Source organism: Desulfogranum japonicum DSM 18378 (assembly GCF_000429945.1).
In the GTDB taxonomy this organism is placed as follows: domain Bacteria; phylum Desulfobacterota; class Desulfobulbia; order Desulfobulbales; family Desulfobulbaceae; genus Desulfogranum; species Desulfogranum japonicum.
Map to the genome: position 1 here is coordinate 26324 of NZ_KE386995.1, position 25077 is coordinate 51400.

At 45.6% G+C, this 25077-nt stretch carries 20 protein-coding genes; 17 read left to right on the forward strand and 3 right to left on the reverse strand.

Annotated features, from left to right (window positions below; all coding sequences use genetic code 11):
- Positions 1-4: 4 nt before the first annotated feature.
- Positions 5-1783 carry a hypothetical protein gene (locus G493_RS0124775; protein WP_028582502.1) on the forward strand — a complete coding sequence of 593 codons (1779 nt, stop codon included), beginning with the start codon at positions 5-7 and terminating at the stop codon, positions 1781-1783.
- A 98-nt stretch (positions 1784-1881) separates the two neighbouring features.
- A complete protein-coding gene (locus tag G493_RS0124780; protein WP_035275908.1) occupies positions 1882-3090 on the forward strand; it encodes a pyridoxal phosphate-dependent aminotransferase in 1209 nt (402 codons plus the stop codon).
- A gap of 770 nt (positions 3091-3860) precedes the next feature.
- Here the strand turns inward: G493_RS0124780 and G493_RS0124785 are convergent.
- Positions 3861-4835 carry a LysR family transcriptional regulator gene (locus G493_RS0124785; RefSeq protein WP_028582504.1) on the reverse strand — a complete coding sequence of 325 codons (975 nt, stop codon included), beginning with the start codon at positions 4833-4835 and terminating at the stop codon, positions 3861-3863.
- 257 nt (positions 4836-5092) lie between these two features.
- Here G493_RS0124785 and G493_RS0124790 point away from each other — a divergent pair, with 257 nt between their 5' ends.
- The 13 genes from G493_RS0124790 (at position 5093) to G493_RS0124850 (ending at position 16582) form a co-directional block, all read left to right on the forward strand.
- Complete coding sequence (locus tag G493_RS0124790; protein WP_028582505.1) at positions 5093-5500, forward strand: NADH-quinone oxidoreductase subunit A; 408 nt, start codon at positions 5093-5095, stop codon at positions 5498-5500.
- The gene (locus G493_RS0124795; RefSeq protein WP_028582506.1) at positions 5470-5958 is read left to right on the forward strand and encodes an NADH-quinone oxidoreductase subunit B; all 489 of its coding nucleotides are present in this window, start codon (positions 5470-5472) and stop codon (positions 5956-5958) included. The genes G493_RS0124790 and G493_RS0124795 overlap by 31 nt, the downstream gene beginning before the upstream one ends.
- A gap of 21 nt (positions 5959-5979) precedes the next feature.
- Entirely contained in the window at positions 5980-6501 is a 522-nt protein-coding gene (locus tag G493_RS0124800; protein WP_035275909.1) for an NADH-quinone oxidoreductase subunit C, read from the forward strand.
- On the forward strand, positions 6498-7619 hold the full coding sequence (locus tag G493_RS0124805) for an NADH-quinone oxidoreductase subunit D (RefSeq protein WP_028582508.1): 1122 nt from the start codon (positions 6498-6500) through the stop codon (positions 7617-7619). The genes G493_RS0124800 and G493_RS0124805 overlap by 4 nt, the downstream gene beginning before the upstream one ends.
- Before the next feature lie 20 nt (positions 7620-7639).
- A complete protein-coding gene (gene nuoH / locus G493_RS0124810) occupies positions 7640-8632 on the forward strand; it encodes an NADH-quinone oxidoreductase subunit NuoH (RefSeq protein ID WP_028582509.1) in 993 nt (330 codons plus the stop codon).
- A gap of 2 nt (positions 8633-8634) precedes the next feature.
- Positions 8635-9075 carry a 4Fe-4S dicluster domain-containing protein gene (locus tag G493_RS0124815; RefSeq protein WP_028582510.1) on the forward strand — a complete coding sequence of 147 codons (441 nt, stop codon included), beginning with the start codon at positions 8635-8637 and terminating at the stop codon, positions 9073-9075.
- On the forward strand, positions 9075-9635 hold the full coding sequence (locus G493_RS0124820; RefSeq protein ID WP_028582511.1) for an NADH-quinone oxidoreductase subunit J family protein: 561 nt from the start codon (positions 9075-9077) through the stop codon (positions 9633-9635). The genes G493_RS0124815 and G493_RS0124820 overlap by 1 nt, the downstream gene beginning before the upstream one ends.
- 9 nt (positions 9636-9644) lie before the next feature.
- The gene (gene nuoK, locus G493_RS0124825) at positions 9645-9977 is read left to right on the forward strand and encodes an NADH-quinone oxidoreductase subunit NuoK (protein ID WP_051309936.1); all 333 of its coding nucleotides are present in this window, start codon (positions 9645-9647) and stop codon (positions 9975-9977) included.
- 15 nt (positions 9978-9992) lie between these two features.
- A complete protein-coding gene (locus tag G493_RS0124830; RefSeq protein ID WP_028582513.1) occupies positions 9993-11486 on the forward strand; it encodes a monovalent cation/H+ antiporter subunit D family protein in 1494 nt (497 codons plus the stop codon).
- Complete coding sequence (locus G493_RS0124835; protein ID WP_028582514.1) at positions 11483-11761, forward strand: hypothetical protein; 279 nt, start codon at positions 11483-11485, stop codon at positions 11759-11761. Before G493_RS0124830 ends, G493_RS0124835 begins: the two co-directional genes overlap by 4 nt.
- On the forward strand, positions 11758-13548 hold the full coding sequence (locus G493_RS0124840) for a Na(+)/H(+) antiporter subunit D (RefSeq protein WP_028582515.1): 1791 nt from the start codon (positions 11758-11760) through the stop codon (positions 13546-13548). The genes G493_RS0124835 and G493_RS0124840 overlap by 4 nt, the downstream gene beginning before the upstream one ends.
- A gap of 13 nt (positions 13549-13561) precedes the next feature.
- On the forward strand, positions 13562-15082 hold the full coding sequence (locus G493_RS31220) for an NADH-quinone oxidoreductase subunit M (protein ID WP_035275910.1): 1521 nt from the start codon (positions 13562-13564) through the stop codon (positions 15080-15082).
- 78 nt (positions 15083-15160) lie between these two features.
- Positions 15161-16582, forward strand: a complete 1422-nt coding sequence (locus G493_RS0124850) for an NADH-quinone oxidoreductase subunit N (RefSeq protein ID WP_232363835.1) — start codon at positions 15161-15163, stop codon at positions 16580-16582.
- Between the two features lie 769 nt (positions 16583-17351).
- On the opposite strand, the gene G493_RS0124860 is transcribed toward G493_RS0124850, so the two are convergent.
- A complete protein-coding gene (locus G493_RS0124860; RefSeq protein WP_028582518.1) occupies positions 17352-18608 on the reverse strand; it encodes a serine hydroxymethyltransferase in 1257 nt (418 codons plus the stop codon).
- Positions 18609-19085: 477 nt separating this feature from the next.
- Here G493_RS0124860 and G493_RS0124865 point away from each other — a divergent pair, with 477 nt between their 5' ends.
- Positions 19086-19820 (forward strand): dienelactone hydrolase family protein, encoded by a 735-nt coding sequence (locus G493_RS0124865; RefSeq protein ID WP_028582519.1) that lies wholly within the window; start codon positions 19086-19088, stop codon positions 19818-19820.
- Between the two features lie 282 nt (positions 19821-20102).
- Complete coding sequence (locus G493_RS0124875) at positions 20103-21086, forward strand: class II fructose-bisphosphate aldolase (protein WP_028582520.1); 984 nt, start codon at positions 20103-20105, stop codon at positions 21084-21086.
- Between the two features lie 82 nt (positions 21087-21168).
- On the opposite strand, the gene G493_RS31225 is transcribed toward G493_RS0124875, so the two are convergent.
- Positions 21169-25035 carry an MFS transporter gene (locus G493_RS31225; RefSeq protein ID WP_051309918.1) on the reverse strand — a complete coding sequence of 1289 codons (3867 nt, stop codon included), beginning with the start codon at positions 25033-25035 and terminating at the stop codon, positions 21169-21171.
- Positions 25036-25077: the final 42 nt, after the last annotated feature.

Below are 25077 nucleotides of genomic sequence, written 5' to 3' on the forward strand. Positions count from 1 at the left end.
TACCATGAATCGTCCATCTCGCCAGATACTTTCACTGCTAGTGTTTTTACCGGTCGTATTTTTGCTCACTGGTTATCTTGTGTATAGAGAGCGGAATATTGAGCGTCCTGAGCAGTTGACTGTCACCACAGCAGGACATGTGGAAATGTGTCTTAGCTGTCATAAAGATGAGAAGCTTGATACTGCCCATGACAGGACAGTTGTCGGGTGTTCGCCCTGTCATCTGGGAAATGCCTTGGCCGTGGATAAGGAAAAAGCACACACAGGTATGGTAATTAATCCCGGTGATTTGCGGGTAGTTACACAAACCTGCAGTGTTGAAGGCTGTCATTCTGCAGATGTACATAAGGTAAAAAATTCTCTCATGGCTACCAATCGAGGGATTTTAGCGACTTTATTGTATTACTGGGGAGAAACAGATACCCAGGATCTCGATCTTTCCATAGAGCAATTAATGGAGAGTGATAAGACTTCACCGGCACTGGATTATTTCAGAAAACTTTGTGCAACCTGTCATTTGTGGAAACAGAAAAATGATCTTCCCGGAGCGCCTGCATTTTTTAATGAAAAAGGTGGAGGGTGTTCAGCTTGCCATTACATTCCTGGAAAGGGGGAACAACGATCCACGGTGACAGACTTTGAATCTGGAGCTGGAGCTGGTACAGAAGGTGAAAAGCAGAAAAAGCCGCACCCGCAGATAATAGCCAAGGTGCCTGAGGAAAATTGTATCCGCTGCCATAATCGCTCAGGTCGTATCGGTTTGTCGTATATCGGTGTTTTTGAGGCAGAAGGATATGGTACACCCTATGAAAAGGGACAAGCCTCCGGCAATAAGCTGCCGGGTGACCGTTTTTACCTCGAACTTGCTGCTGACATTCATCATGTTCGTGGTATGGTGTGTATCGATTGCCACACAAGGGATGAAATTATGGGTGACGGTACTCGGTATGCGCACTATGAACAGCAGCTGGAAATCAGTTGTCAATCATGTCACAGTCCAACGCCGGGGACAACCCGAAAAGGAAAGTCCCTTGTTAATGTTTTAGAGAAAGGGAAAGCTTCCTTTCTTTATGGAAAAATTGATGGACGAGAACGTCCATTAAAACAGCCTAAAAAAGAGGTCTGTCTTTACCCGGGACATGACAGGGTAACCTGTGAAGCCTGTCATTCAACCTGGGTGCCGCAATGCTACGGTTGCCATGCCAAAAGAGATGCTCGAGAAAAGCATCTGGATAAGCTGAGTTTAGAGGAAACCACCGGTTGGTGGGAGGAAGGTAGAAGCTACATCCGTTATGAAAAACCTATGCTTGCTGTATGGGGGGATGAGGTTGTCATCGTTACTCCTGGGTGCCAGGATATTGTGACACTCATTGATGACAAAGGAAAAGTGGAAGGAGGGATGAACAGGTTTACCATGGCTGCAATTAATCCGCACACTACCCAGGCTGCCGGAAGAGGGTGCAAGGAGTGCCATGCTTCCTCCAAGACCGTAGGACTTGGTGAGGGCACCGTTACTAAACGGAATGGGAAGTGGGAATTTCATCCAGTTGATCGCGGAGCCGATACCCTGAAAGGACGAACTGTGGGATTTGATAATTTTGTGACCATTGAGGGAAAACCTCTGCAATACGGATCACGAGAAAATCTTCGTCCGTTTAATCAGGAAGAGCTGCATCGCATTTTGCGGGTTGGTTTATGCCTGGAATGCCACGCTTCGTATGAGGACCCGGCATACAGAAATTATGATTGGAAAAAACCATGTCCTGTATACGAGGAACCTTAATTTGTCAGGAGTAATTGATTGAATGGTTGTGTCGTCAGTACAAAATTACATGAGCACAACATCTTTTACTCCATAATATTCCCAGAAGGAGAAACAGCATGTCTTCAGAAATTATACAGCTTGCAGATAGAGTTCTGCAGGTCGCACCTTCCCCAACGCTTGCGGTCAATGCAAAGGCCAAAGCTCTGAAAGCTGCAGGTGCTGATGTCTTAAATTTCAGTGTAGGTGAGCCTGATTTTCAAACCCCTGATCATGTTTGTGATGCAGGAAAACAGGCCATAGATGATGGTCATACACGATACACCCCTGTTCCAGGCGTTCTTGAGTTGCGTGAGGCAATTTGTGCTCGCTTCAAGGCAGATCACGGCTGGGATTATGAGCCGGATCAGATTCAGGTATGTTGTGGGGGAAAACACGGGTTATACACTTCCTTTCAGGCTCTGCTCAACCCTGGCGATGAAGTGTTGATTCCTGCACCATACTGGGTATCGTACCCTCCCATGGTACAACTTGCAGGAGGAACTCCTGTGATTGTGCCCTTGGATGAGAAAAGAGACTTTGATCTTAACCCTGATACGCTGGCAAGTTATGTAACTGATAAGACGCGCGCCATTGTCTTGAATAGTCCTTCTAATCCGACGGGTGCGGTTTTCTCAGCGGAAGCCTTGGCAGCAGTTGCTGAAATCATTCGCAAACACAAATTGCTTGTGATTTCAGATGATATGTATGAGACTCTTATTTTTATGGAAGGTAAGTTGCCTCATATCCTTGATATTGCTCCCGACTTAAAAGAACAAACCTTGATTCTGAACGGAGTTTCCAAATCATTTTCCATGACTGGCTGGCGTATTGGCTATTCTGCCGGCCCTCTCCATCTTATCAAAGCGATGAATAAGATTCAGAGTCAGTCTACTTCAAATCCGGCGGCACCCTCTCAATATGCAGCATTGGCTGCTTTGACCGGACCCCAGGATTTTACAAAAATGATGATGAAATCATTCAGGCCAAGAAGACGGTTTATTGTCGATAGTTTCCAGGCAATGAAAGGAGTCAGTTGTGTCGAGCCTGCCGGCGCTTTTTATGTTTTTCCTAACTTTTCCAGCTACTATGGTAAAAAGAGTAAAAACGGTGAAATAACCGGTTCAGTTTCTCTGGCCGACTATCTTCTTGATGAGGCTCTGGTAGCAACAGTCCCTGGTGCAGCATTTGGATCTGATGAGTTTATCCGATTTTCTTTTGCCACTTCCATGGAAATTATCCATGAAGGCATGGAGAGAGTTACAAAAGCCCTTGAAGAATTAAAGTGATCTTCATTGGTTGAATGTGACGTCAACCTGCGATTACCGAAGCCGGGAGGGGTACCTTCCCGGCTTCCTCATACGTACCTGTGTAAAATTTCTTTTTTCCTCTATTCCCTTGTTTTTCTATACTGATTCGGCTATATAGCCCCTAAGGGTAAGTGTGGGTGTGTCATCTAGTCTCTCTGTTTCTTGCAGTACTATTGCTTAGCAGACTGTGCGTTGTCTGGTATTTTTTGATAAAGCTTTTCCGTATTTCTACAGTAACTGTCGAGATTCTGTAATAGAGCAGGCGAACTGTCTGGGATAAGAACATGTCTTTTGGGAAAGTACAGAATAGAGGAAGCAGCTCAAGTATTGGGCAGTATCTGTCCATAAAGGAGATGTTACGCTCGATGGTAAGGCATGTTCAAATTGTTACAATAGGCATATAGTTGATATTTTGAGGATAAACTTTTAAAGATAACAGGGCTGTCAGGCAACAAGGGCCATGTGTGGCCAGGTACTCGTTAGCAAACCCGATTAGCGCTGTCCTCTTCAAGTTTCTTTCCATGACCTTTTAGAAGAGATAGCCGGAACGTAGAAAGCTGCATATGTCTCTGGTAAGGTTTTGAAAATGCTGGGGCCTTTAATGTTCAGCCCTTATGCGGGAACCATTATACCTGGCATACTCGATTTATCTGGAGCAGCCAGGCTAGCTGAATTTTTCTGCATTTGGCCGATAAGGGTAGCAATCTTCCGCTTTTTCAAGAACATTCTGGGAAATATGCTTTAGGATATCAGTTTTTTTTCTCGCTTTTATAGGTGGTTAGAAGAGATTGTAATTTTGAGGGAAATGTAAGGCACTCCTTGCCATTGAAGCTTTGCGCAACGACTTCACAAAAACTGAGAAATTCAGCCATGAGTTTGGTCATGATTTTGTCTTTGTGTTGTATGATTCGCAGCTGACGTCGCATGTCAATGCCTTCAATGGGCAGTATGTTCAGCCAGCCGTGCTCGATCTCCTTACATACCGTGAGCATTGAGAGGCACGCGGCTCCGGTTCCCGATTCAACAGCTTTTTTGATGGCTTCGGTATGGCCTGTTTTTGTCATTACTTTCAATAATGATGCGTGCCTGCCAAGTTTTTTGGTGAAAATCTCAGCTGTTCCGGATCCTTCTTCCCGCATGACCCAACTTGTTTCTTTTAAATCGTCGGGAATTTTAAAAGTTTCCCTGTTTGCAAGTTTATGATGAGGGTTAACAATTATCCCCAGTTCATCTTCGAACCAATTGGTGGCCACGAGAGAGTCCACGTTGATTTCACCTTCCACAAATCCCAGATCAGCTTCTCCTTTGGCAACAAGATGCTCAGCTGCCATGGTATTGACCACCAACATATTTATATGGGCTTCAGGATGAAGACGCATGAATGCACCGATAAGATATGGAAGCACATAATTTCCAATAGTCGAACTGGCCACTATTTCCAGTACTCCGGCTACAGAGTCACTTTGCTCTGTGAGCATGGATTCCACGTTGGCAACCTGATTAAGGATATTTTTAGCCAGGGGGAGAAGATACCGTCCCCGGTCATTCAGCAACAGGCTGCGACCATGACGATCAAATAATGGGCCTCCAAGCTGGTTCTCTAATTCACCTAATGCCATACTGACAGCTGACTGGGTGAGAAACAGCTTTTTGCTTGCTCTTGTTACCTGCTGCGTTTCGGCGACAGCGATAAAAATTTCTAATTGTCTAAAAGTGATCGCCATTGTATAACCCGGTATCAATGCGATTGAACGCAAGTATGATTGTAATTGAACTCAGGTTCTACCCTACCACTTTAATGGAATTGGTCAATGATTTTTAGCAGAATGTGGCGATATTTGAGCACCACAAAGGAGTACCAAGTCAATAAGTTACGCGAATTTGAGTTGACAGAGGCTGAAAATAGCAGTATACATCTTAAGATGTGCTGATGGAAAATATCAGTTTAGCTGATGCAAAATAGAGCCTCGGGGAGGGGCAAATGGATCAGATTGTACTAACAAATATTGTTTATGTAACTATTTTTTTGATAGGAGCGCTTGCCTTCGGCTTTGGGCCAATAATTATTGTAAAGCTGTTGAGCCCGTCTTCCCACACTCGACAGGTAGCCGGCAAGACCGATCAGTTTATCGAATGCGGTATGGAGCCCATCGGTAGCGCATGGATCAGGTTCGGTATTATTTATTACCTTTATGCTCTTATCTTTCTCGCCTTTGACGTAGACGTCTTGTTTCTTTTTCCTGTGGCAGCTGTCTATAATAGCCCTGAAGTAGGGTTATGGGGTCTGGGTGAGGTTGTTCTTTTCGTAGGTATTTTATCACTGGCCGTAGTATATGCTTGGGTCAAGGGGGTATTTAAGTGGAATCGGAAAACGTACCGTCATCAATAGTTCAATTTGCGCAGTTGGATAAACTCCTTAGTCTTGGCCGTGCAAATTCTTTATGGCCCATGACATTCGGGCTTGCCTGCTGTGCCATTGAGATGATGTGCACAGGCGGTTCAAGGTATGATATTTCCCGGTTTGGGGCAGAGGTGTTTCGACCTTCTCCCCGACAGAGCGATGTGATGATCGTCGCGGGTACCATCAATAAGAAGCTTGAGTTGGCTGTGAAGACTTTATATGATCAGATGCCCGAACCCAAATGGGTAATTGCCATGGGAAACTGCGCCATCTCTGGCGGGCCTTTTAAGGTCAAGGAAAATTATAATGTGGTTGAAGGCGCAGATAAGCTTTTTCCCGTGGATGTCTATATACCGGGATGTCCTCCCAGGCCTGAAGCCCTTCTGGAAGGCATAATGACGTTGGAAGAAAAGATTACCGGGACACGTCGTTGGCCTAGAGTTTAAACGTCCAATCAGGTGTTTTTCATGAGTGTGATTGAAAGCGTGAAAGCCGCTATCGAGAAAGTTGTGCCGTTTTCAGAGACGGTAATCCCCGCTGATCCAGCAGGGGAGGGTGAAGAGCAGCAACCTGATCAGGTTGTACACAGCGCTGGCGCGAAGGAAGTTGATTTCGCTAAGACAGGGTGCAGTCTGGATGTACTTTGTACTGCTGAGCAAATCCTTGATGTTGCCCATGCTCTTGATGGTGAGCAGTTATTTATAGAATCCATTGCCGGGGTGGACTGGCCGAAAGAAGATCAGATTGAAGTGGTATACACGTTCAGTCACTTTCAAGATTCTGATGTCAGGGTGATGGTTCGACTCCGTGTACCAAGATCCGAACCTAAGGTGCCAACCATATCCAAAGTCTTTTCCGGGGCTGATTGGCACGAACGTGAAACGTATGACTTTTATGGCGTCGAGTTCACTGATCATCCAAACCTCATTCGTATTCTTCTTCCTGAAGATGCAGATTTTTACCCTCTGCGTAAGGATTATATGCCATGACACTTCCAGTTCATTTACGCCACGATGAGACGTTTGTTCTCAATCTTGGCCCTCAGCATCCCGCGACTCATGGTGTGCTTCGAGTTAAATTGACCATGGATGGAGAGTATATAGTCAAGGCCGAACCTGTACTTGGCTATATACACCGAATGCATGAAAAACTTGCTGAAGCAGGTACCTATCCGCAGTTTATGCCAAACACGGCGCGGATGGATTACCTTCATGCGCTGGCCTTCAATCACGGGTATGCTCTTGCAGTTGAGAAAGCTGCAGGTATCGAAGTTCCTGAACGAGCTGAATATATCAGGGTCATCACTGTTGAGTTGAATCGTATTGCCAGTCATCTTCTCTGGTGGGCCGCCTTTCTTCTCGATCTCGGCGGTTTTACTCCATTGCTCTACGCCTTTGATGACCGCGAACAGATAATAGACCTGCTCGAGCGTGTAACAGGATCAAGGCTTACCTACTGTTACATGCGTTTTGGTGGAGTGTACAATGATATCGATGATGAATTTATCACCGGTACCCGTGATTTCATTACACGTCTGCGTAGTCGTATGCCTCGGATGTACCATGACCTTGTAACCCATAATATAATCTTGATCAAAAGAATTAAGGATATCGGGTTTATCAGTGAGGAGCAATGTAGACGATACGGCGCTACCGGGCCGGTGGCACGTGGTTCCGGAATTAATTACGACGTGCGTAAGAATGAACCGTACTCTGTCTACCAGGAATTTGATTTCGATGTGCCAGTATATTCGGAATGTGATTCCATGGCCAGGTATATGGTACGTATGGATGAAATCGAACAGTCTCTTCGTATTATTGAACAGGCTCTCGATAAATTGCCAGATGGCCCTGTAATGGCTAAAAAAGTACCAAAAATACTCAAGCCTGGACTAGGATACCACTATTCTGCTGTTGAAACAGCCAGAGGTTCCCTTGGGCACATGCTGGTCTGTAACGGTGATAAAAATCCATATAAACTCAAATTGCGCTCGCCGACATTCAGTAACCTGAGTTTGTATGGTGAAGTTGCAGAGGGAATGTTACTGGCAGATGCCTTGGCTTTTATGGGTAGTCTGGATCTGGTTATCCCTGAGATTGATCGATAAGTAAGCGAGAAGAGCTACCTATGGACACAAGTATTTGGCGCCCGATTTTATATCTCATCGGCATAATGGTTTTTGCAGGCCTGAACGCAGCCTATTTAGGTTGGTGTGAACGTAAAGGAGCCGGCAGAATTCAACGTAGAACAGGCCCCATGGAGGCCGGTTACGAAGGGCTGCTCCAGCCCCTTGCAGACGGTATTAAACTGCTCACAAAGCAACTCCTGGTTCCCAGCGGTGCCGATGGAATTCTATTTCGGGTTGCTCCTGTTTTAGCTATGATTCCAGCGATTACCTCACTGGTTGTTATACCGTTTTCTGAAAATATCCAGGCAAGAGCCATGGAACTCTCGGTTTTGTTGCTCTTTGCCATTGCCTCCATCGCCATGATGGCAGTACTGCTTGGCGGCTGGGCCTCTGGAAATAAATATTCCGTCATTTCAGCTGCACGTGCGGTGTCACAGAATCTGGCGTATGAAATTCCCATGCTTCTAACTGTGATCTGTATCGTCATGATCTCAGGTTCCATGAATCTTCGTGATATAGCCATGGATCAGCAGGGTGGATTTTGGCACTGGAATATATTTCGATTGGACAATTTCCACTTCCTGTACATGTGGGTAGCGTTCATTATCTTTTTCATATGTTCCATTGCAGAAACCAACCGCGCTCCCTTTGATATGGCTGAAGCTGAGAGTGAACTGGTTGCCGGTTTCATGACCGAGTACAGTTCCATGGGTTTTGGCCTGTTCATGATGGGGGAATATCTTAACATTGTAGTTGGGGCTTGCCTTACAACGACACTGTTTCTCGGCGGTTGGGACTGTCCGTTTGGTATGTTTCCCGGCGTGTGGTGGTTCATTATTAAAATTTATATCCTGATTTTTACATTTATCTGGATACGCTGGACCTACCCTAGAACGCAGATTTACAAATTGCTGAACCTCTCCTGGAAAATTCTCATCCCCTTTTCACTTGTCAATGTGCTGTTAACAGCCTTCTTCATCAAGGTATTTTGATTATGAGTGGTTACTGGAACGATATCCTGGTTGGCAGTAAAAGTCTGGTGACCGGGCTGATGATCACTGCACGCGAATTTTTCAAGCCTGTGGTAACGGAGCAATATCCTTATGATGTGCCGGAAATGACCCCGCTCTTCAGAGGACATGTGGAACTCATTGCCAATGAGGAAACAGGCGCTCCTAACTGTATTGTTTGTATGGCCTGTCAAAGAGCGTGCCCATCGGACTGTATAACTCTTGCTGGTGAGAAAAAGGAGGGTGAAAAGAAAAAATCACTGACCCAATACCAGCTTGATTTCACTAAGTGCAGTCTCTGTGGTTCATGTGTGGAAGCATGCAATTTTAATGCTCTGCAGTTTTCTAAAGAGTATAACTTATGCAGCTTTAACAAAGACGACTTTATTATTGATTTGGTCAAACGTCTGGAGGATCAAAACTGATGCAGCCGCTAGTCTGCCCGTCGGGAACCCTACCATCTCTGTTTTCTGCGGAGGGATTTGCCGGTATTATTTTCCTGTTGACTGTGTTTCTGGTAATCAGCGGTGCTGTCATTGCTGTAGTCTCCAAAAGGCTTGTTCGCGCCGTAGCTGGCCTTGCAGTCTGCTTTACCGGCCTTGCCGGGGTATATTATTTTCTGCTCAGCCCTTTTGTGGCCATGATGCAGATGCTCATCTACGTCGGTGCGGTATCCATTCTCATTGCCTTTGGTATTATGATGGCTACTCCTGAAGATAAGATTACCCCGGACAACAAATATCTCTCTAAACTGATCGGACCGCTTGCCGGCTCTGTCGGAGCATTATTTTTTGCTGGCTTTTCCTTGCTTGCAGTGAAGACCGACTGGCAGGTGTTTCCGGAACACGCCGCTGCCGACGGGTCAATCAAGGCCGTCGGCATGACGCTGCTTACCACGCACTCAATGGTATTTGAGCTTATCTCAATCGTGCTTCTGCTCGCCATAATCGGTGCACTTGTTTTGGCAAGAAGAGGGAGGAATTAAACCATGCAGATGGTCCTTGAAATATTGAATCTGTATAATTGTATGTCCACCTACCTCATCATTGGAGCCATGCTGTTTGGGTTCGGGATCTATGGCTTGATGGTACATCGAACAGTGATTGGTATGCTGATTTGTGCAGAGTTTGTCCTTGCTGCCGCTTCGGTAAACTTTATGGCTTTTAGTCGATTTCTTGCCCCTGAACCTGCAATGGGCCAGATTTTTACATTGTTTATCATGGCCATAGCAGCAGCCGAAGCCGCCATTGCAGTCAGTATTGTGGTCGCTGTTTATCGAAATTATAAATCCATTGATGTCGAAGATCTCGGCGATCTACACGGTTAATCGGAGATACACACCATGGAAGCCGTTTCCAATCCTAACATTGTCGAGAACGTCAACCTGCTGCTGGCTGTGCTTATTCCCCTGTTCGGCAGTCTGGTGGTCATGAACCTGAAGAATAATCCGAATTTACGAGAGTTTGTCTCTTCATGTTCGTCTATTCTACTTTTTATCATTGTCCTTTCTTTTATTCCCAGTCTCAAAGAAGGCAAAATCCTGCAGTATGAAGTTTTCAGTCTTCTACCCGGCTTGTCTGTCACCTTGAGGGCAGATGGGTTTTCAATGATTTTTGCCTTGGTTGCGTCATCCCTGTGGACCATAGCCGTATTCTACTCCATGGGCTACATGCGGGCACATGACGAACCTTGCCAGACCCGCTTCAATGCGTGTTTTGCCCTCGCCATCTTCGGGGCAATTGGTGTCGCTTTATCAGACAATCTTTTTACCATGTATCTGTTTTATGAGATTGTATCTGTTTGCACATATCCATTGGTGGCACATCATCAGGATGAAGAGTCCTATTCCGGAGCAAGGAAATATATCATTTATCTGACGAGCACCGCCAAATTTTTCCTGCTGCCTGCAATAGTGCTCATCTATGTACTTACAGGGACCCTGGATTTTCCACATAACATTCTTACTGGTATAATTCCATCTGATGCCAAGTCTTGGGTCGTGATTTTGCTGTATGTGTTCTGTATTTTCGGTTTTGCTAAAAATGGTGTCATGCCTTTTCACCATTGGTTGCCTGGGGCAATGGTCGCGCCAACTCCTGTGTCCGCGTTATTACACGCTGTTGCTGTGGTTAAGGTAGGTGTCTTCTGTACCACAAGAACCATGCTCTACGTCTTTGGGCTGGACACTATGAATGCTTTAAATCTGGGTATTCCAACGGCGTATTTTGTAGGTTTTACAATCATTGCCGCATCTATTATCGCCTTATCCAAAGATAATTTGAAGGCGCGGCTTGCCTATTCGACTGTCAGTCAATTGTCCTACATTATCATGGGTGTTGCTCTACTCACTCCGCACGCCATTGACGGCGGACTTATTCATATCGTCAATCATGCGTTTTCCAAAATAACGTTGTTCTTCTGTGCAGGCGCTATCTATATCGCAGCACATAAAAAGTATATTTCTGAAATGAGTGGGCTCGGTCGGACCATGCCATTCACCTTTGGAGCTTTTGCCATTGCTTCTCTTTCTATGATCGGTGCCCCACCCGTGGCAGGATTTGTAACAAAATGGAATCTGCTGGTAGGATCAATGGAAGCTCATCAGGTTGGTATCTTGCTTATTCTCATTGCCTCAACGGTGCTGAATGTCGGCTATTTCGCTCCGGTAACCTATAAGGCCTTTTTTGGTAAACGGCCCGAGGGCGAACCAGAGACTGGAATTAAGGAAGCACCATTGAGTATGCTGATACCAATACTGATTGCAGTAACCATTTCCGTCATAATAGGTATTTTTCCCGGCTTTATGATGCAATTTGTTCAAATGGTGACAGGATGACCAATATAATCGAATTTCTCCAGGCTCACCTCAAAGTTGTTATTTGGTGTTGCCTCGGTACGTTACTGGGTATAGCGCTGTTTTCTGTGAGTATTGATACAAGTCATGCCCATTCCTGGGTTGAACAGCATATTCCGGCATACTGGTCGTTGTTTGGTTTCATTGCTGCAGCGATTATAATTTTTGTCTCTCATTTAGCGGCAAAAGCCGGGCTTCAGGTTTCTGAAGATTTTTATGAGCGATCAGTCATAAAAGGCGAAGAGGAAGAGCAATGAATAGTTTTATTCACCCCTCACTGCTCCTGATCATCGGAGCTCTTATTTTACCTGTTGTCAGGGGCCCGCTAAGAAAGGCATATCTCATTGCCGTTCCCATGCTGGCACTGATAGCTGTAGCCATGAATTGTACACTGGCCGACAATTTTGCCGTTTTCCAGTTTTTGGATTGGCAGCTTGTCTTTGGTCGGGTAGACAAACTTTCCTCTGTTTTTGCCGTTATTATGGCGGTGATTGCAGTAATAGGAACATTGTATGGCCTGCATGTGGACAGGGCCGGTGAACATATGGCTGCATGGTTTTATGTTGCCGGTTCCCTTGGAACCATTTACTGCGGTGACTATATCAGCCTCTTTTTCTTCTGGGAGATGATGGCGTTTGCCTCGGTTTTCCTGATATGGTTTCGGAGAAGAAAGCAGAGTCTCGCCGTCGGATATCGTTACCTCCTTATACATGCCATTGGCGGTATAATTCTTCTTGCTGGAATTATGCTCCGCTATCAGGCGGTGGGGAATATCGATTTTGACCTGATGGATATTGCTCATCCTGAGCCATACACTTATCTGATCATGATCGGTTTTGCCTTGAATGCGGCGGTTGTGCCTTTACACTCTTGGCTGCCTGAAGCCTACTCGGAGGCTTCATTCAATGGTGCTATCTTTCTTTGTGCCTGTACAACCAAAACCGCTGTCTACACTTTAGCAAGGGCCTGCGCTGGCATGGATATACTCATCGTGCTTGGGGTAATTATGGCGCTTTATGGTGTGATCTATGCCATTTTAGAAAACGACATCAGAAAACTTCTTGCATGGTCCATTGTCTCTCAGGTCGGATACATGGTTGCCGGTGTTGGTATCGGCAGTGATATGGCCGTGAACGGTGCTGCTGCTCACGCTGTGGCACATATTCTCTATAAGAGTCTGCTGTTCATGGGAACAGGTTCTGTCCTCTACATGACCGGAAAAAGCAAGTTTACCGAACTTGGCGGTTTGTATAAAAAAATGCCTGCCACTTTCATCTTTACAGTGGTTGGTTGTCTGTCGATCAGTGCTGCTCCATTTTTTGCTGCCTATGCGTCTAAATCCATGATTATTACTGCCGGTTTTGAGGAGCATCTTTACTGGCCGGCGTGGTTATTGATGTTCGGTGCAACCGGAACGTTTCTCTATAATGGATTAAAACTTCCGTATTTCCTCTTTTTTGGCAAAAACAACTGTAGTGACGCTACCTGGGAAAAGGCCGGAGATCCGACATGGAATATGATGCTTGCCATGATCTTTGGATCCGCGCTCTGTGTAATAGTTGGCTCAGCCCCAGAGTTTTTGTACTCCATGTTGCCATATCCAGTGAAGCATTATAGCCCGTTCACAGTGTATCATTTGATGGAAACGCTGCAACTTATGGGGTTTGCCGCACTTGCTTTCTTTTTGTTGAAGCGCTTCATGGAACCGAAGGATCGGGTTACAGTCGATATAGATTGGTTGTATCGAAATATTGGCGGGATTTTTATGTGGCTGGTTCGATACCCGATTCAGTGGTTCGATACCGTCTGGGGTGAGGCTTACCGTGTCGTTGGGCTACATTCTCTTATGTCAGCCAGTCGATTCTGGAGTTGGTTTGATTGGAATGTTATTGATCTTATCGTTGATGGTATAGCACGTACTGTCCGTGCCATCGGCGGTAAGCTGCGTGTTGTGCAGAGCGGACAGGTTCAATATGTGATGTTTTATGCTTCAAGCCTTGCTGCGATTGTTTTGATTACTTTGATTGTTTACCATATTTCATAAGGGGAAGGAGGAAATGGACGTCTTAGCGAATCTTAATGGGGGATTTCCCCTGCTCAGTTTCCTTATATTTTTCCCACTTGCAGGAAGCCTGGTGCTTTTTGTCTACCCCAAGGAAACATTTGCAAAATATTGGACCCTGGCTGTAACCATTATTACGGCCCTCATGTCTTTGGGACTTCTGTTTGGTTTTGATCGCACATCAACCAAATATCAGTTTGCAGAGTTGCATACATGGATACCGCAATTCAATATCAACTATGTTGTAGGTGTTGATGGCATATCCATACTTCTGGTTATTCTAACCACTTTTATCATGCCGTTTTGCGTACTTGCTTCGTGGAAGTATATTTCCAAGAGGGTGACAGCCTTTATGTTCTGTCTGCTGATTATGGAGACATCCATGGTTGGTGTGTTTGTTGCCCTGGATTTCATCTTGTTTTATGTCCTGTGGGAGTTCATGCTTATCCCAATGTATTTGCTGATTGCAATTTGGGGTGGCCCGCGCAAGGTGTATGCTTCCATAAAGTTCTTTCTCTACACTTTAGCCGGATCTGTACTGCTGTTAGTGGCAATTATTGCCCTGTACATGAAAAACGGAAGCTTTTTTATTCCGGACATGATGTGGAATGAGTATTCAATGGTTTTTCAGGTTCTTGTGTTCCTGGCATTCTTTCTTGCTTTTGCCATCAAGGTGCCCATGTTTCCTGTCCATACATGGTTACCTGCCGCACATGTTGAAGCACCCACTGCAGGCTCTGTGATTCTGGCTTCTATTTTGTTAAAAATGGGTACATATGGCATGCTGCGTTTTTGCCTGCCAATCACTCCAGATGCTTCTCTGTTGCTCGCACCATACATTCTCTGGCTTTCCATTGCCGGTATAATTTATGGTGGTTTTACCGCTCTGGCCCAGCATGATATGAAAAAATTGATAGCATATTCCTCTGTTGGCCATATGGGGTTTGTGACTTTGGGTATTTTTGTTTTTAATGCTCAGGGTATACAGGGAGCTATCATGCAAATGATCAACCATGGTGTAACCACTGGTGCGCTGTTCCTTTGCGTGGGCATGATTTATGAGAGAACACATAGCCGTGAATTACGGTTGGCTACAGGTGTGGGAAAATTCATGCCTTGGTATGTAACTTTCCTCGTCTTTTTTTGTCTGTCCTCGTTCGGTTTCCCGGGAACCAATTCTTTTATCGGTGAATTTTTGGTTCTCGCCGGTACTTTTCGTGAGAATGAAATCCTGGCTTTAGCTGCAATTCCAGGCGCCGTATTAGCTGCTGCCTACATGTTGCGTATGCTGCAGAAAATCGTTTGGGGTGGAACCGACAATCCAGATCAAAGTTATCTTACTGATCTGAATATACGAGAAATAGTTACGCTTGCTCCATTTCTCCTGTTTGTATTTTGGATTGGACTGGGGCCGGAGCCATTCATGAATTTAATGGATGCCTCTGTGCAGCAACTCGTTGATCAGCTTGGGCAGTGGCAGCAGCATCAGCATGTTGCTACGCTGCTTTTGCCATGAAAGTTGTACAGTGAATAATGTTTTCTGTACACAAATATAATTTCTGCAATATTGAAGAATATCGAGTAGGGCATATCTATGATGGCTATACTTCCTGAACTGGTGTTGCTGTGTGGAGCAACCTTCTATTTTATCGTCAGTCTGCTACCTTCGCCTGGTGTCAGGTTGCTGCGTGGCAGCAGCATTTTCATTGGACTGCTGGTTTTCGCCTCTGCCTGCCTCACATATGGTCAGGAGAGCACACTTTTTCATAACGCTTACGTTGTTGATAACTACACGCAGATGTTCAAGGTGCTGATAGGTTTTGCCCTGGCTGTGGTTATGATTTTCGGCGTTGAGCTCAGAGGAATCGAAAACAGCGTGCGTGCTGAGTACAGTATGTTCCTTTATCTAAGCGTGCTCGGCCTCATGATGCTTGTCAGTTCCGTTGAACTGATAGCAATTTTTATCAGTCTCGAACTCTCTTCGTTTGCCCTTTATGTTATGGTACCCATGAGAGATGATAGTACCGGGACAAGAACGCAGATGGAGGCCGGCATCAAGTATGTTCTTTTTGGCGTTATGGCCACCGGATTCATGCTTTTTGGCATGAGTTATCTTTTCGGTTTGACAGGTTCAACCTATTTGCAGGACATTATTCCTGCCCTCCAGGGGCTAGGTGGACAGCCTGCTGTCGTTGTTTCGGTTATCATGATCCTTGCTGGCTTCTTTTATAAACTCGCTGTGTTTCCCATGCATTTTTGGGTACCTGATGTATATGAAGGAGCAAGTAACGAGACCACAGGCTTTATTGCAACTGTGCCTAAGCTTGGTGCTGTCGCTTTGTTAATTCGTTTGATGACGCTTCCCAGCGGACAACCTGAATTTTTAGTACAATTTCTTGGTGGAGTCGCTGTGTGTTCCATGTTCTACGGCAACCTTTGCGCTTTGGTTCAAAAAGACATTAAGCGTATGCTTGGGTATTCAGGTATTTCCCATGCCGGTTTTGTCGTGTTAGGGCTTTTAAGCCTTCGAGCTGAAGGATACGGATTAGCTATTTATTACATTGCAGGTTATGTGATTATGAATCTTGCCTGCTTCCTGGTTATCAGCGCTTTATCCCAACGAGGTGAAAATCTTCAGATTGATGATTTTAATGGATTGTATAAAAGGCAGCCGGTACTGGCTTTTATTTTGAGCGTCAGTCTGTTTGCACTTGCAGGCATTCCACCATTTGTAGGTTTTATGGGGAAATTTTTCCTGCTTACTTCCACATTGCAACAAGATCACTTGATAATAGTCATTCTAGCCGCCATTAATACCGCGATTGCTATTTATTATTATCTATCAGTGGTTAAAGCCGCATATACAACTGATTCCAATGACGAACAGCCCGCAATACTGGTACCACCTATGACCCGCATAACCGGTCTTGTTCTGGTTGTTATGATTATTTTGATGGGTACATTACCTTCAAAATTCGTCAACTTTGCTGGTTCGTTGGTCCAAAGTATCATGTGATGTGAATCGCATAGATGTATTTAAAAAGGCTTCCCAACGGGAAGCCTTTTTTTATTTCCCAGAAAAACACTCTGTTTTTCTAGCCTTGGGCAAATGTTATTACTGCAAAGAGTTACTTGTTTGTTCAAACGATATCATGAGATATCTTCGCTAGGAGTCTGTCCATAATGGAGATTTTTGTTCAAGTTTGAGGCGTGCGATAAATTTTATCACAGACGTATAGCTGATATCGGAGTCTGCGTTTACCTTTGAGGGTAAGATTTTGAGCATAACGCAAAAATTGAGCAAACAGGCTATTTATGGCCAGGTACTTGCCAATCCCCAAAGAAAAGCCACTTTACAAAAGCAGAATCAGTAATAAGCCCATCGCCAAATCCTGCTGAAAGAATCTGAAGAGTGTTTCAAAGCACTGCATGCTGTTTCTTTGGAAACAGAAGCCTTTGATCTTTATCGGGTGAGCCCTGCTCGCTTGATATGGTTGTAACTGATCAGATAATGCCGGATGTATCGGGGGAAGAATTGGTCAAGCAGGCGATGAAAAATACTTTGGAATTTCAGGTGATTATATGCAATGGTCACTTGGCAGTCCTTAATATGGAAAAAAGGAAAGCCTTGGACGTCCGGAACATGAGAAGGCAACCATTTAGTTACACAGAACGCATCCTGGCAATCCGAAATAGTATTGCCGGACATTGGACTTCCTGGCCCAAACCTGCGTTTACCTGCAATGGTGAGTACAGGCCGGACCAGTACTCACCATTACTCCATGTTACGTATTGCTTATATCTTCCAGGCCAGGCGCAGGAAACTTAGCGCACAGATCACGTACCTGAGTAGCTATATCAGTTTGAAGAGCAGTATTTTCCGGATCAGCAATAACAGCATTCATCCAGTCGCCTATCTGTCGCATCTCCCGCTCCTTGAAACCACGAGATGTTACTGCACAGGAGCCCAGACGAATCCCACTTGGATCAAATGGTTTGCGTTTATCGTTTGGCACGGCGTTGTAGTTAAGAACGATTCCGGCCGCATCAAGAGCTTTGGCTGCAATTTTACCGGTTACATCTTTATTGGTCAGGTCTACGAGCATCAAGTGGTTGTCTGTGCCTCCGGTAACCAGATCGAATCCGTGTCCATTCAGCGTTTCAGCCAGGGTTTTGGAATTGGCTACAATTTGCGCTGCATAGGCTTTGAATTCTTCGGTCGATGCCTCTTTTAAAGCTACAGCAATGGCGGCGGTGGTACTGTTGTGTGGTCCGCCCTGCAAGCCTGGAAAAACTGCCTTGTCAATGGCTTGTGCGTGTTCCTGTTTGCAGAGAATCATGGCACCACGGGGGCCTCGCAGAGACTTGTGAGTGGTGGTGGTTACCACATCTGCATATGGAAATGGACTTGGGTGCGCACCGCCGGCAACCAGGCCGCTGAAGTGTGCCATATCTACCAGCAGGATCGCTCCCACTTCATCGGCAATTTCTCTGAATTTTGCAAAGTCAAGAATACGTGGATAAGCAGAGTGTCCGGCGATGATGACCTTTGGAGAGCATTCCTTGGCCTGTGCCCGGATAGCATCATAATCCAGGATGCCTGTTTCAGGATTAAGGCTGTAGGATACTGCGTTGAAATATTTTCCCGATATGGAAACTTTGGCGCCGTGGGTTAAGTGGCCACCGTGGGGCAGCGCCATGCCCAAGATAGTGTCGCCAGGTTTAAGAAAGGCAAGATATACTGCAAGGTTCGCCGGAGAACCGGAGTATGGCTGAACATTGGCATGTTCTGCGCCAAATAATGCTTTTGCCCGTTCAATGGCCAGATTTTCAATCTGGTCGATGTACTGTTGTCCTTCGTAATATCTTTTTCCAGCGTATCCTTCAGAGTATTTGTTGGTCAACACCGAACCTGTAGCTTCCATGACTGCAGCTGAGACATAATTTTCAGATGCGATCAGACGGATTTTTTCTGCCTGGCGTTTTTCCTCGTTTTGGATCAGGGCAAAGATTTCCGGATCCTGATTTTTTAAAAATTCCATATACTTTCTCCTTGATTATCTCTGTCTCAACAGGGAGTATTGAGAGGTATTCGGTGAATTGACGCAAGTTATAACTGATTGCACTGGCCGTATATTGTCATGCAGGCTAAAAGATTAAAAATGATAAGACCGCATGGTCACATTAGTTGTGATGGCTTACGTGAAATAGAATGAGAGGTGATTCGCCCGAACAGTAGCATATCCCTGACTCAGGAACAATCCTATATATTAACCAAACTGCTGTCAAATGCACAGAATAAAATTGCCTTATCCCTCCAAGAGCTACTTTTACGGTTATTTGTTGTCAATGTGAAATGTTTGACCTTACATCTGAGGTGGTTATAATGAACAGCAGGCATTGATTTCTTATAAAGCTGCACTATTTTTTTAACGTCTCTTCTCTGTATTTCCGCAACTCATAGTGGTTCGTATCAACAAGAACGGTGTCAGACACTTCGTTACTCAAGGAGGCTTGTTATGCGTACTTGTATCACACTTTTTTTCCTGTTGTTTTCCAGTTACTGTTTTGCACAGGGGACATCGGTAACCTACTTGGTGGGTGATAAGGAATTTGAGGGGTATCGCACTGCTCTGTTGGAGGGGCGTCCGTTGGTTATCCTGATTCATGATTGGGACGGCCTGACAGATTATGAAATTCAAAGAGCAAATATGTTGGATGCCCTCGGTTATGCTGTCTTTGTAGGTGATCTGTTTGGTAAAGGTGTTCGTCCCACGGAGACGACAGAGAAAAGAGCGTTGACCCAATCCCTGTATGCCGACAGGGCATTAATGCGGCAGCGGCTCACTGGTGTCCTGACAGCAGCCAGGCAGGAGGGTGGAAACGTAGATAATGCCGTGATTGCAGGCTACTGTTTTGGTGGTGCTGCTGTCCTGGAACTGGCACGTTCGGGAGTCCCATTGAAAGGTTTTGTGTCTTTTCATGGTGGTCTTTCAACTCCTGATAATCAGGATTATTCGGATGTACAGGGTGAGATTCTGGTTTTCCACGGCACTGCTGACAAAGCAGTGGCCATGGAGGAATTTGCTGATTTGGCCGAGCATCTCGAGGCTCAAGGAATTCGTCACGAAATGACTACTTACAGTGGTGCTCCCCATGCATTTACTGTTTTTGGGTCTGATCGGTACAGGAAGGATGCTGATCAAAAATCCTGGCAGAGGTTTACTGCCTATTTACAGGCAACCCTTAAATGATTAGGGAACATCCTGTATATGTAAAAGCCGCATTTCTCGATGGGCTCAATACATTGTTGCGTTGTTAAATATACAGTACAAAGAGTTATGGGGAACGCGGTATAGCTAAAAATAATCAAAACTCTAATGCAGTTTTATGTTTCCTGTCAGAATGCAGGATCCGCCTTTACCATGCATTATGACATAAATGTATATGTTTCTGGGCAGTTTTGTGCAGAGGAAACTGCAGGCTAATCGCTGCTCGGGACTCCAATAATTCAGTATACCTTAAGAAGGAGTGTTATGACTACACCTGTGAAATATAGTGAACTAGGTCTTGTGAATACTAAAGAAATGTTTGCCAGTGCCATGGCGGGAAAATACGCTGTGCCAGCATATAATTTCAACAATATGGAGCAGTTACAGGCTATTGTCCTTGGGTGTGTTCAGTCGAAATCACCCGTGATTTTGCAGGTTTCTGGAAGTGCAAGAAAATATGCCAATCCGATTATGCTCAGACATATGGTGGCTGGTGCTGTTGAAATGGCCAGGGCTGAAGGGAGTACTATTCCCATTGCCCTGCACCTTGATCATGGTGATAGTTTTGAATTGGCTCAATCCTGCATCGATAACGGCTTTTCTTCAATCATGCTTGATGGTTCCCATCACTCTTTTGATAAGAATGTCGAGCTGACCAGGCAGGTTGTGGAATATGCCCATGAACGTGATGTGACAGTTGAAGGGGAGCTTGGAGTTTTAGCCGGAGTGGAAGATGAGGTTTCCCATGAGACGTCTCATTATACCCGCCCTGAGGAAGTGGAGGAATTTGTCAGTCGTACAGGTGTGGATAGTCTTGCGATAAGTATTGGTACATCCCACGGTGCCTATAAATTCAAGGTCAAGCCAGGTGAAGAGGTGCCGCCGTTGCGATTTGATATCCTTGAGGAAATCGAGCAACTTCTTCCCGGGTACCCTATAGTACTACATGGGGCATCTGCTGTTATTCCCAAATATGTTGAAATGATCAACAAATTCGGTGGTAAAATGGAGGATGCGGTGGGTAACTCTGAGGAGCAATTACGTAGAGCAGCTGCCTCTGCTGTCTGTAAAATCAATATAGATAGCGATGGGCGTCTCGCAATGACAGCCATCATTCGTGAGATTCTGACTCAAAAGCCCAGTGAATTCGATCCCAGAAAATATTTGGGTCCAGCTCGGGATGAGTTGATTAGAATGGTTAAAGAAAAAAACGAACTGGTATTGGGGAGTGCTGGAAGGGCAAAATAACGACTTCAATACCGTTCAGCATATGTCCGGGGCACACTGTATATAAGCAGTGCCCCGGAATTAGTTGTTTCAGTGTTTTAATCTATGCAGCGAGCTTGCGTAACTGCTGGTAATCCGTTTTTCCTGTGCCAAGAAGAGGAATCTGTTCCAGCTGCACCACCCTGCGAATGTTGTGCAGACCCGATAAGCCAGCTTCCCGCAATCTCTTGTTGGCCATTTCCCTTGAAAGAGGCGTTGTGGTAAACAGAACCAGTTCCGGGCGCCCATCTTCTTCCGCAGTCTCCACAGCCAGGCTGGGGGTGTCTGAACTTCCCCGTTGTACTGCCAGGAGTGTTTCCTCGATGGCAGGCAGGGAAATCATTTCCCCGCCTATTTTTACGAACCGCTTTTTTCGACCACAGAACCGCAGGTATCCCTGCTCATTTTCCTGTACATAATCTCCCGTATTGTACCAGTTTTTTCCTGCAAAGTGACAAAAAGGACTCTTTGCTTCGCTGTTGAGATAGCCTGAAAATATGGACGGACCTCGCACCAGGAGGATGCCTTTACTCTCCTGAGGAACGCAAGCTGTAAGCGCATCGTTTACCAGAACATATTCCACAGAAGGTAATACCTGGCCAATGGTGCCCCATTGATGAGCAGCCGGAGTGTTAAGGCTTACAAGTGGTGAACATTCTGTAATTCCGTAACCCTCGCAAAGTATGGCATCGGGATTATGCATTCTGAGCTGTTCAAGTACCTGTTCCGGACATTTTTCTGCTCCTGTAAATATGCGCTGTACAGAATGTAATTGGTTATCTTTGCAAGCGCCTAGAATTCCCTGCAAAAAGGTTGGGGTTGTGATCAAGGTGGATACGTTGAATTCCTTAATGGTCTGGGACAGCAATGATGGTTCGGTTGGATTTGGAGAATACACTGTCCGCAATCCCAGGGACAGGGGCATGATAACTGTTCCAGCCAGGCCGAGTGAATGAAAAGGAGGAAGCATGCCCAGCAGGCAGTCCTTGCGTTGAAAACGGATAAGTGCAGCCATATCCCGCAGGTTACTCAAAAAATTGCCATGGCTTAACGGAACTGCTTTGGGTCGTGATTCAGAACCACTGGTAAAGAGGATTGCTGCTGTTTTGGCAGGTGTTATTTCTGCAAGTTTTTGAGGAAAGAAACGTGCACTGCAATACGCGCGTATTTTTTCCATTTTGCTGAGTGAGCGTTGAAACTGCTCCATAAACAACCATCTAACAGGTAATTTTTCGTAGTCTGTGTTTTGTTGTGAACCTATTTTTTCCAGCATGGGCTTCGCAGAGATCACATGTTGGATGCCCGTTGTTTTCACAGCATGGGAAACATTGGCATATCCTGTAGTCCAGTTGAGCATAACTGGAGTCTTACCACTGAATACAACCGTGTAATATGCCAGCACACAGGCGACAGACGGAGGCAGCATGATACCTACACAATCTCCTTGCATGTGTTGTATACGGGGCAAAAGGGCAAATATCCCAGTAATGAGTTGACGATACGTCAGGGGGCCGGACATCTGATCTGCCATGATCATGGAGTCTGGTTGCTTTTCAGCCTGATGCAGTAACAGTTTTGTGAGAGTTTCACCGGCAGGAACATGCAGTTCCCCTTGATCTGTATGTTTCCATTTTGCAGGAGCTGAAACTGCAGGTATGCTGCTTTCAGCCATTGGTATTCCTGCTGCTACCCGTATACAGTCGGTTACTGTTTCAAGTTGAGCTGGGTCAGGAATGGAAATGGCAAATTCCAGTTCCATCCAGGAGACCAATTCCATAATGGAGAGACTGTCTAAGGCCAGATCCCGGGTAAGAGACTGATGCCTGGTTACCATTGTACCTGTTACCTGCTGGATCTTTTCTATCACCAAAGTGGTGACGGAGTCATTTATATGCGTTTCCATCGTATGCTTTTCAGCCAATTCAGGTTCCGGGAGATTCTGCGGCAGTCTCCCTTGCCACCAATAATAGGGAACAAAGGTATTTGATTGGGGGGTGGCATTATAAAAGGCTTCGAGATATCTGTTGATTTCCTGACGACCATGCAATTTTGTAACCTCGAGATCTGCATAGCATTCAATGGTGACAGCCCTGCGAGGCATAAAGAATAGACCGCTGCTCAAAAGACTTTTTAGATACATTCCTATATGTTTTTCCGGTTCGGGAGCGACGCCAGATGCCCGACTGAAACTGCTTCCCCATAAGCCACTGGTTCTGAGTAGAACCACTTGCGTTTCAGGTACTTGCTTAAGGATGTACTCCACAGCAGAATTACCTCCCAGAGATTCCTGCGAACTGCGCATAAGTTTTCCGCCGGGATAGAGAAGAATGTTTCCACCTTTTTTCATCGTATCAACAACTTCCTGCAGAGTTGCATGCACGTGGTTCATATCAGCCTGGCCACCGTAGCCTGGCCTGCGGAGAGCAATAGTGTTCAGCATGTGAGCAATGTGTCTGATAATTGGCCTTTCAACCTGTTCTGCTGCGGCCAGCGGACTTGGGCGGAACCTTCTGTAAAGAGTAGTAAGAACGATTACCGGATCAATCAGGGCAGGGTGGTTTGGAAGAAAAAGCACAGGCTTCCTGTTGTCTACCTTGAGTTCCTCCAATCCCTTGACAGTTATGCTGTATCTTGTTTTCAGTATGAGTCTGAGTAGAAATAGTATCAAAGAGGTAATCATTTTTTTTACTCCAGGTATGCATAGAAACAGTATCGCACTACAGCCATTCAATATTGCCAGCAACAGCATGGTTGTGCTGGGAGTAAATTGTTGCTGTAACATATTAAACAGGAGACCGGACAGGAGAATAGCCACAAAAGAGCAAAAACTCGCGGTAGCTAATGTTCGTCCTTTTTCTTCTCTGGGGGGACGAATCTGCAAAAAACTCGTGACAGGTATGAGAAACAATCCTCCGGCGATCCCAGAAAGAAGCAGGGAAGCTGCCATTGTATACCACTGCATGGGGGCTTGTGCAAATTTGGTGAGAGTAGCAGCGTAAAGGCCGGCACCCATTCCTAAAGCTCCCGGAGCGAGCCAGTGGGTCCACTTTTTGCTTGGTGAGGATTTGGCAGCCAGAAATGAACCGCAACATACGCCAAGCATCAACACCATGGATAGCATGCTGGTACGGGTCTGGGAAAATTGAAATTCTTCTATGGCCATGGTGTTGATCAATAGAATTGTAAAGGAGGCTGTGAAATAAAAATAAGTGTTAGCAAGAATTGCCACAAATAGTTGTCGGTCTTTAGTCGTGCTGATCAGATCCTGAACAGAATTCAATGGTCCCAGCCATGGAAAAGATCGGGATGCAACTGCAGCCGGACCACTTTTAACGGCCAGACTGGCTGCAAATCCGATCAGAGAGCAACAGAGAACAATCCCTGAAACCAGATGCTGGGCGGTAATTCCACGTGATGCCATGGCGTGGAAATCCAGGGTGCATCCGGCCAGGGCAACCCCCAGCAGAATTGCCAATGTTGATCCCAGTTTCAGGGCTGCATTTGCCTTGGGAACCTGCTCTGCAGGAAACAGTTCAGGGATGGTTCCATTAAGAGATGGTGAAAAGAGCGTTGACTGAGCTCCCATCATAAACACCATGGCCATAATGCATTGCCACTGTCCTGTGATCATACCGAAGGCACCAACCAGCATGGCTACCACCTCCACCGCTTTTGCTGCAATGACAACCCTTTTTTTACTGAAACGATCAGCGCACCAGCCGCCCAGGGAGGCAAAGAGAATAAAAGGCGCTGCAAAAAGCATGGTTGCCCAGCCTTGAAGGTGGCTGAGGCCTGCGGTAACGGCCAATAGCATAGCCGCCTGCTTGAAGTAGTTATCGTTAAATACACCAAGGCAGTATGTTGCCGCCATGGCGAAAAAGGTTTTTCTGGTAACATGTGTTGCTGTTTGTCTTGCGATTATTTGGTTCATAACACTTTCCTTCCTGTGCGGGGATTGTACATATTGAGGTAA

What these genes read in the sequence shown, in the direction of transcription:
- G493_RS0124775 (WP_028582502.1), top strand. Translation starts at nt 5, where the DNA reads ATGAATCGTCCATCTCGCCAGATACTTTCACTGCTAGTGTTTTTACCG.
- G493_RS0124780 (WP_035275908.1), top strand. Translation starts at nt 1,882, where the DNA reads ATGTCTTCAGAAATTATACAGCTTGCAGATAGAGTTCTGCAGGTCGCA.
- G493_RS0124785 (WP_028582504.1), bottom strand. Translation starts at nt 4,835, where the DNA reads ATGGCGATCACTTTTAGACAATTAGAAATTTTTATCGCTGTCGCCGAA.
- G493_RS0124790 (WP_028582505.1), top strand. Translation starts at nt 5,093, where the DNA reads ATGGATCAGATTGTACTAACAAATATTGTTTATGTAACTATTTTTTTG.
- G493_RS0124800 (WP_035275909.1), top strand. Translation starts at nt 5,980, where the DNA reads ATGAGTGTGATTGAAAGCGTGAAAGCCGCTATCGAGAAAGTTGTGCCG.
- G493_RS0124805 (WP_028582508.1), top strand. Translation starts at nt 6,498, where the DNA reads ATGACACTTCCAGTTCATTTACGCCACGATGAGACGTTTGTTCTCAAT.
- nuoH (WP_028582509.1), top strand. Translation starts at nt 7,640, where the DNA reads ATGGACACAAGTATTTGGCGCCCGATTTTATATCTCATCGGCATAATG.
- G493_RS0124815 (WP_028582510.1), top strand. Translation starts at nt 8,635, where the DNA reads ATGAGTGGTTACTGGAACGATATCCTGGTTGGCAGTAAAAGTCTGGTG.
- G493_RS0124820 (WP_028582511.1), top strand. Translation starts at nt 9,075, where the DNA reads ATGCAGCCGCTAGTCTGCCCGTCGGGAACCCTACCATCTCTGTTTTCT.
- nuoK (WP_051309936.1), top strand. Translation starts at nt 9,645, where the DNA reads ATGGTCCTTGAAATATTGAATCTGTATAATTGTATGTCCACCTACCTC.
- G493_RS0124830 (WP_028582513.1), top strand. Translation starts at nt 9,993, where the DNA reads ATGGAAGCCGTTTCCAATCCTAACATTGTCGAGAACGTCAACCTGCTG.
- G493_RS0124835 (WP_028582514.1), top strand. Translation starts at nt 11,483, where the DNA reads ATGACCAATATAATCGAATTTCTCCAGGCTCACCTCAAAGTTGTTATT.
- G493_RS0124840 (WP_028582515.1), top strand. Translation starts at nt 11,758, where the DNA reads ATGAATAGTTTTATTCACCCCTCACTGCTCCTGATCATCGGAGCTCTT.
- G493_RS31220 (WP_035275910.1), top strand. Translation starts at nt 13,562, where the DNA reads ATGGACGTCTTAGCGAATCTTAATGGGGGATTTCCCCTGCTCAGTTTC.
- G493_RS0124850 (WP_232363835.1), top strand. Translation starts at nt 15,161, where the DNA reads ATGATGGCTATACTTCCTGAACTGGTGTTGCTGTGTGGAGCAACCTTC.
- G493_RS0124860 (WP_028582518.1), bottom strand. Translation starts at nt 18,608, where the DNA reads ATGGAATTTTTAAAAAATCAGGATCCGGAAATCTTTGCCCTGATCCAA.
- G493_RS0124865 (WP_028582519.1), top strand. Translation starts at nt 19,086, where the DNA reads ATGCGTACTTGTATCACACTTTTTTTCCTGTTGTTTTCCAGTTACTGT.
- G493_RS0124875 (WP_028582520.1), top strand. Translation starts at nt 20,103, where the DNA reads ATGACTACACCTGTGAAATATAGTGAACTAGGTCTTGTGAATACTAAA.
- G493_RS31225 (WP_051309918.1), bottom strand. Translation starts at nt 25,035, where the DNA reads ATGAACCAAATAATCGCAAGACAAACAGCAACACATGTTACCAGAAAA.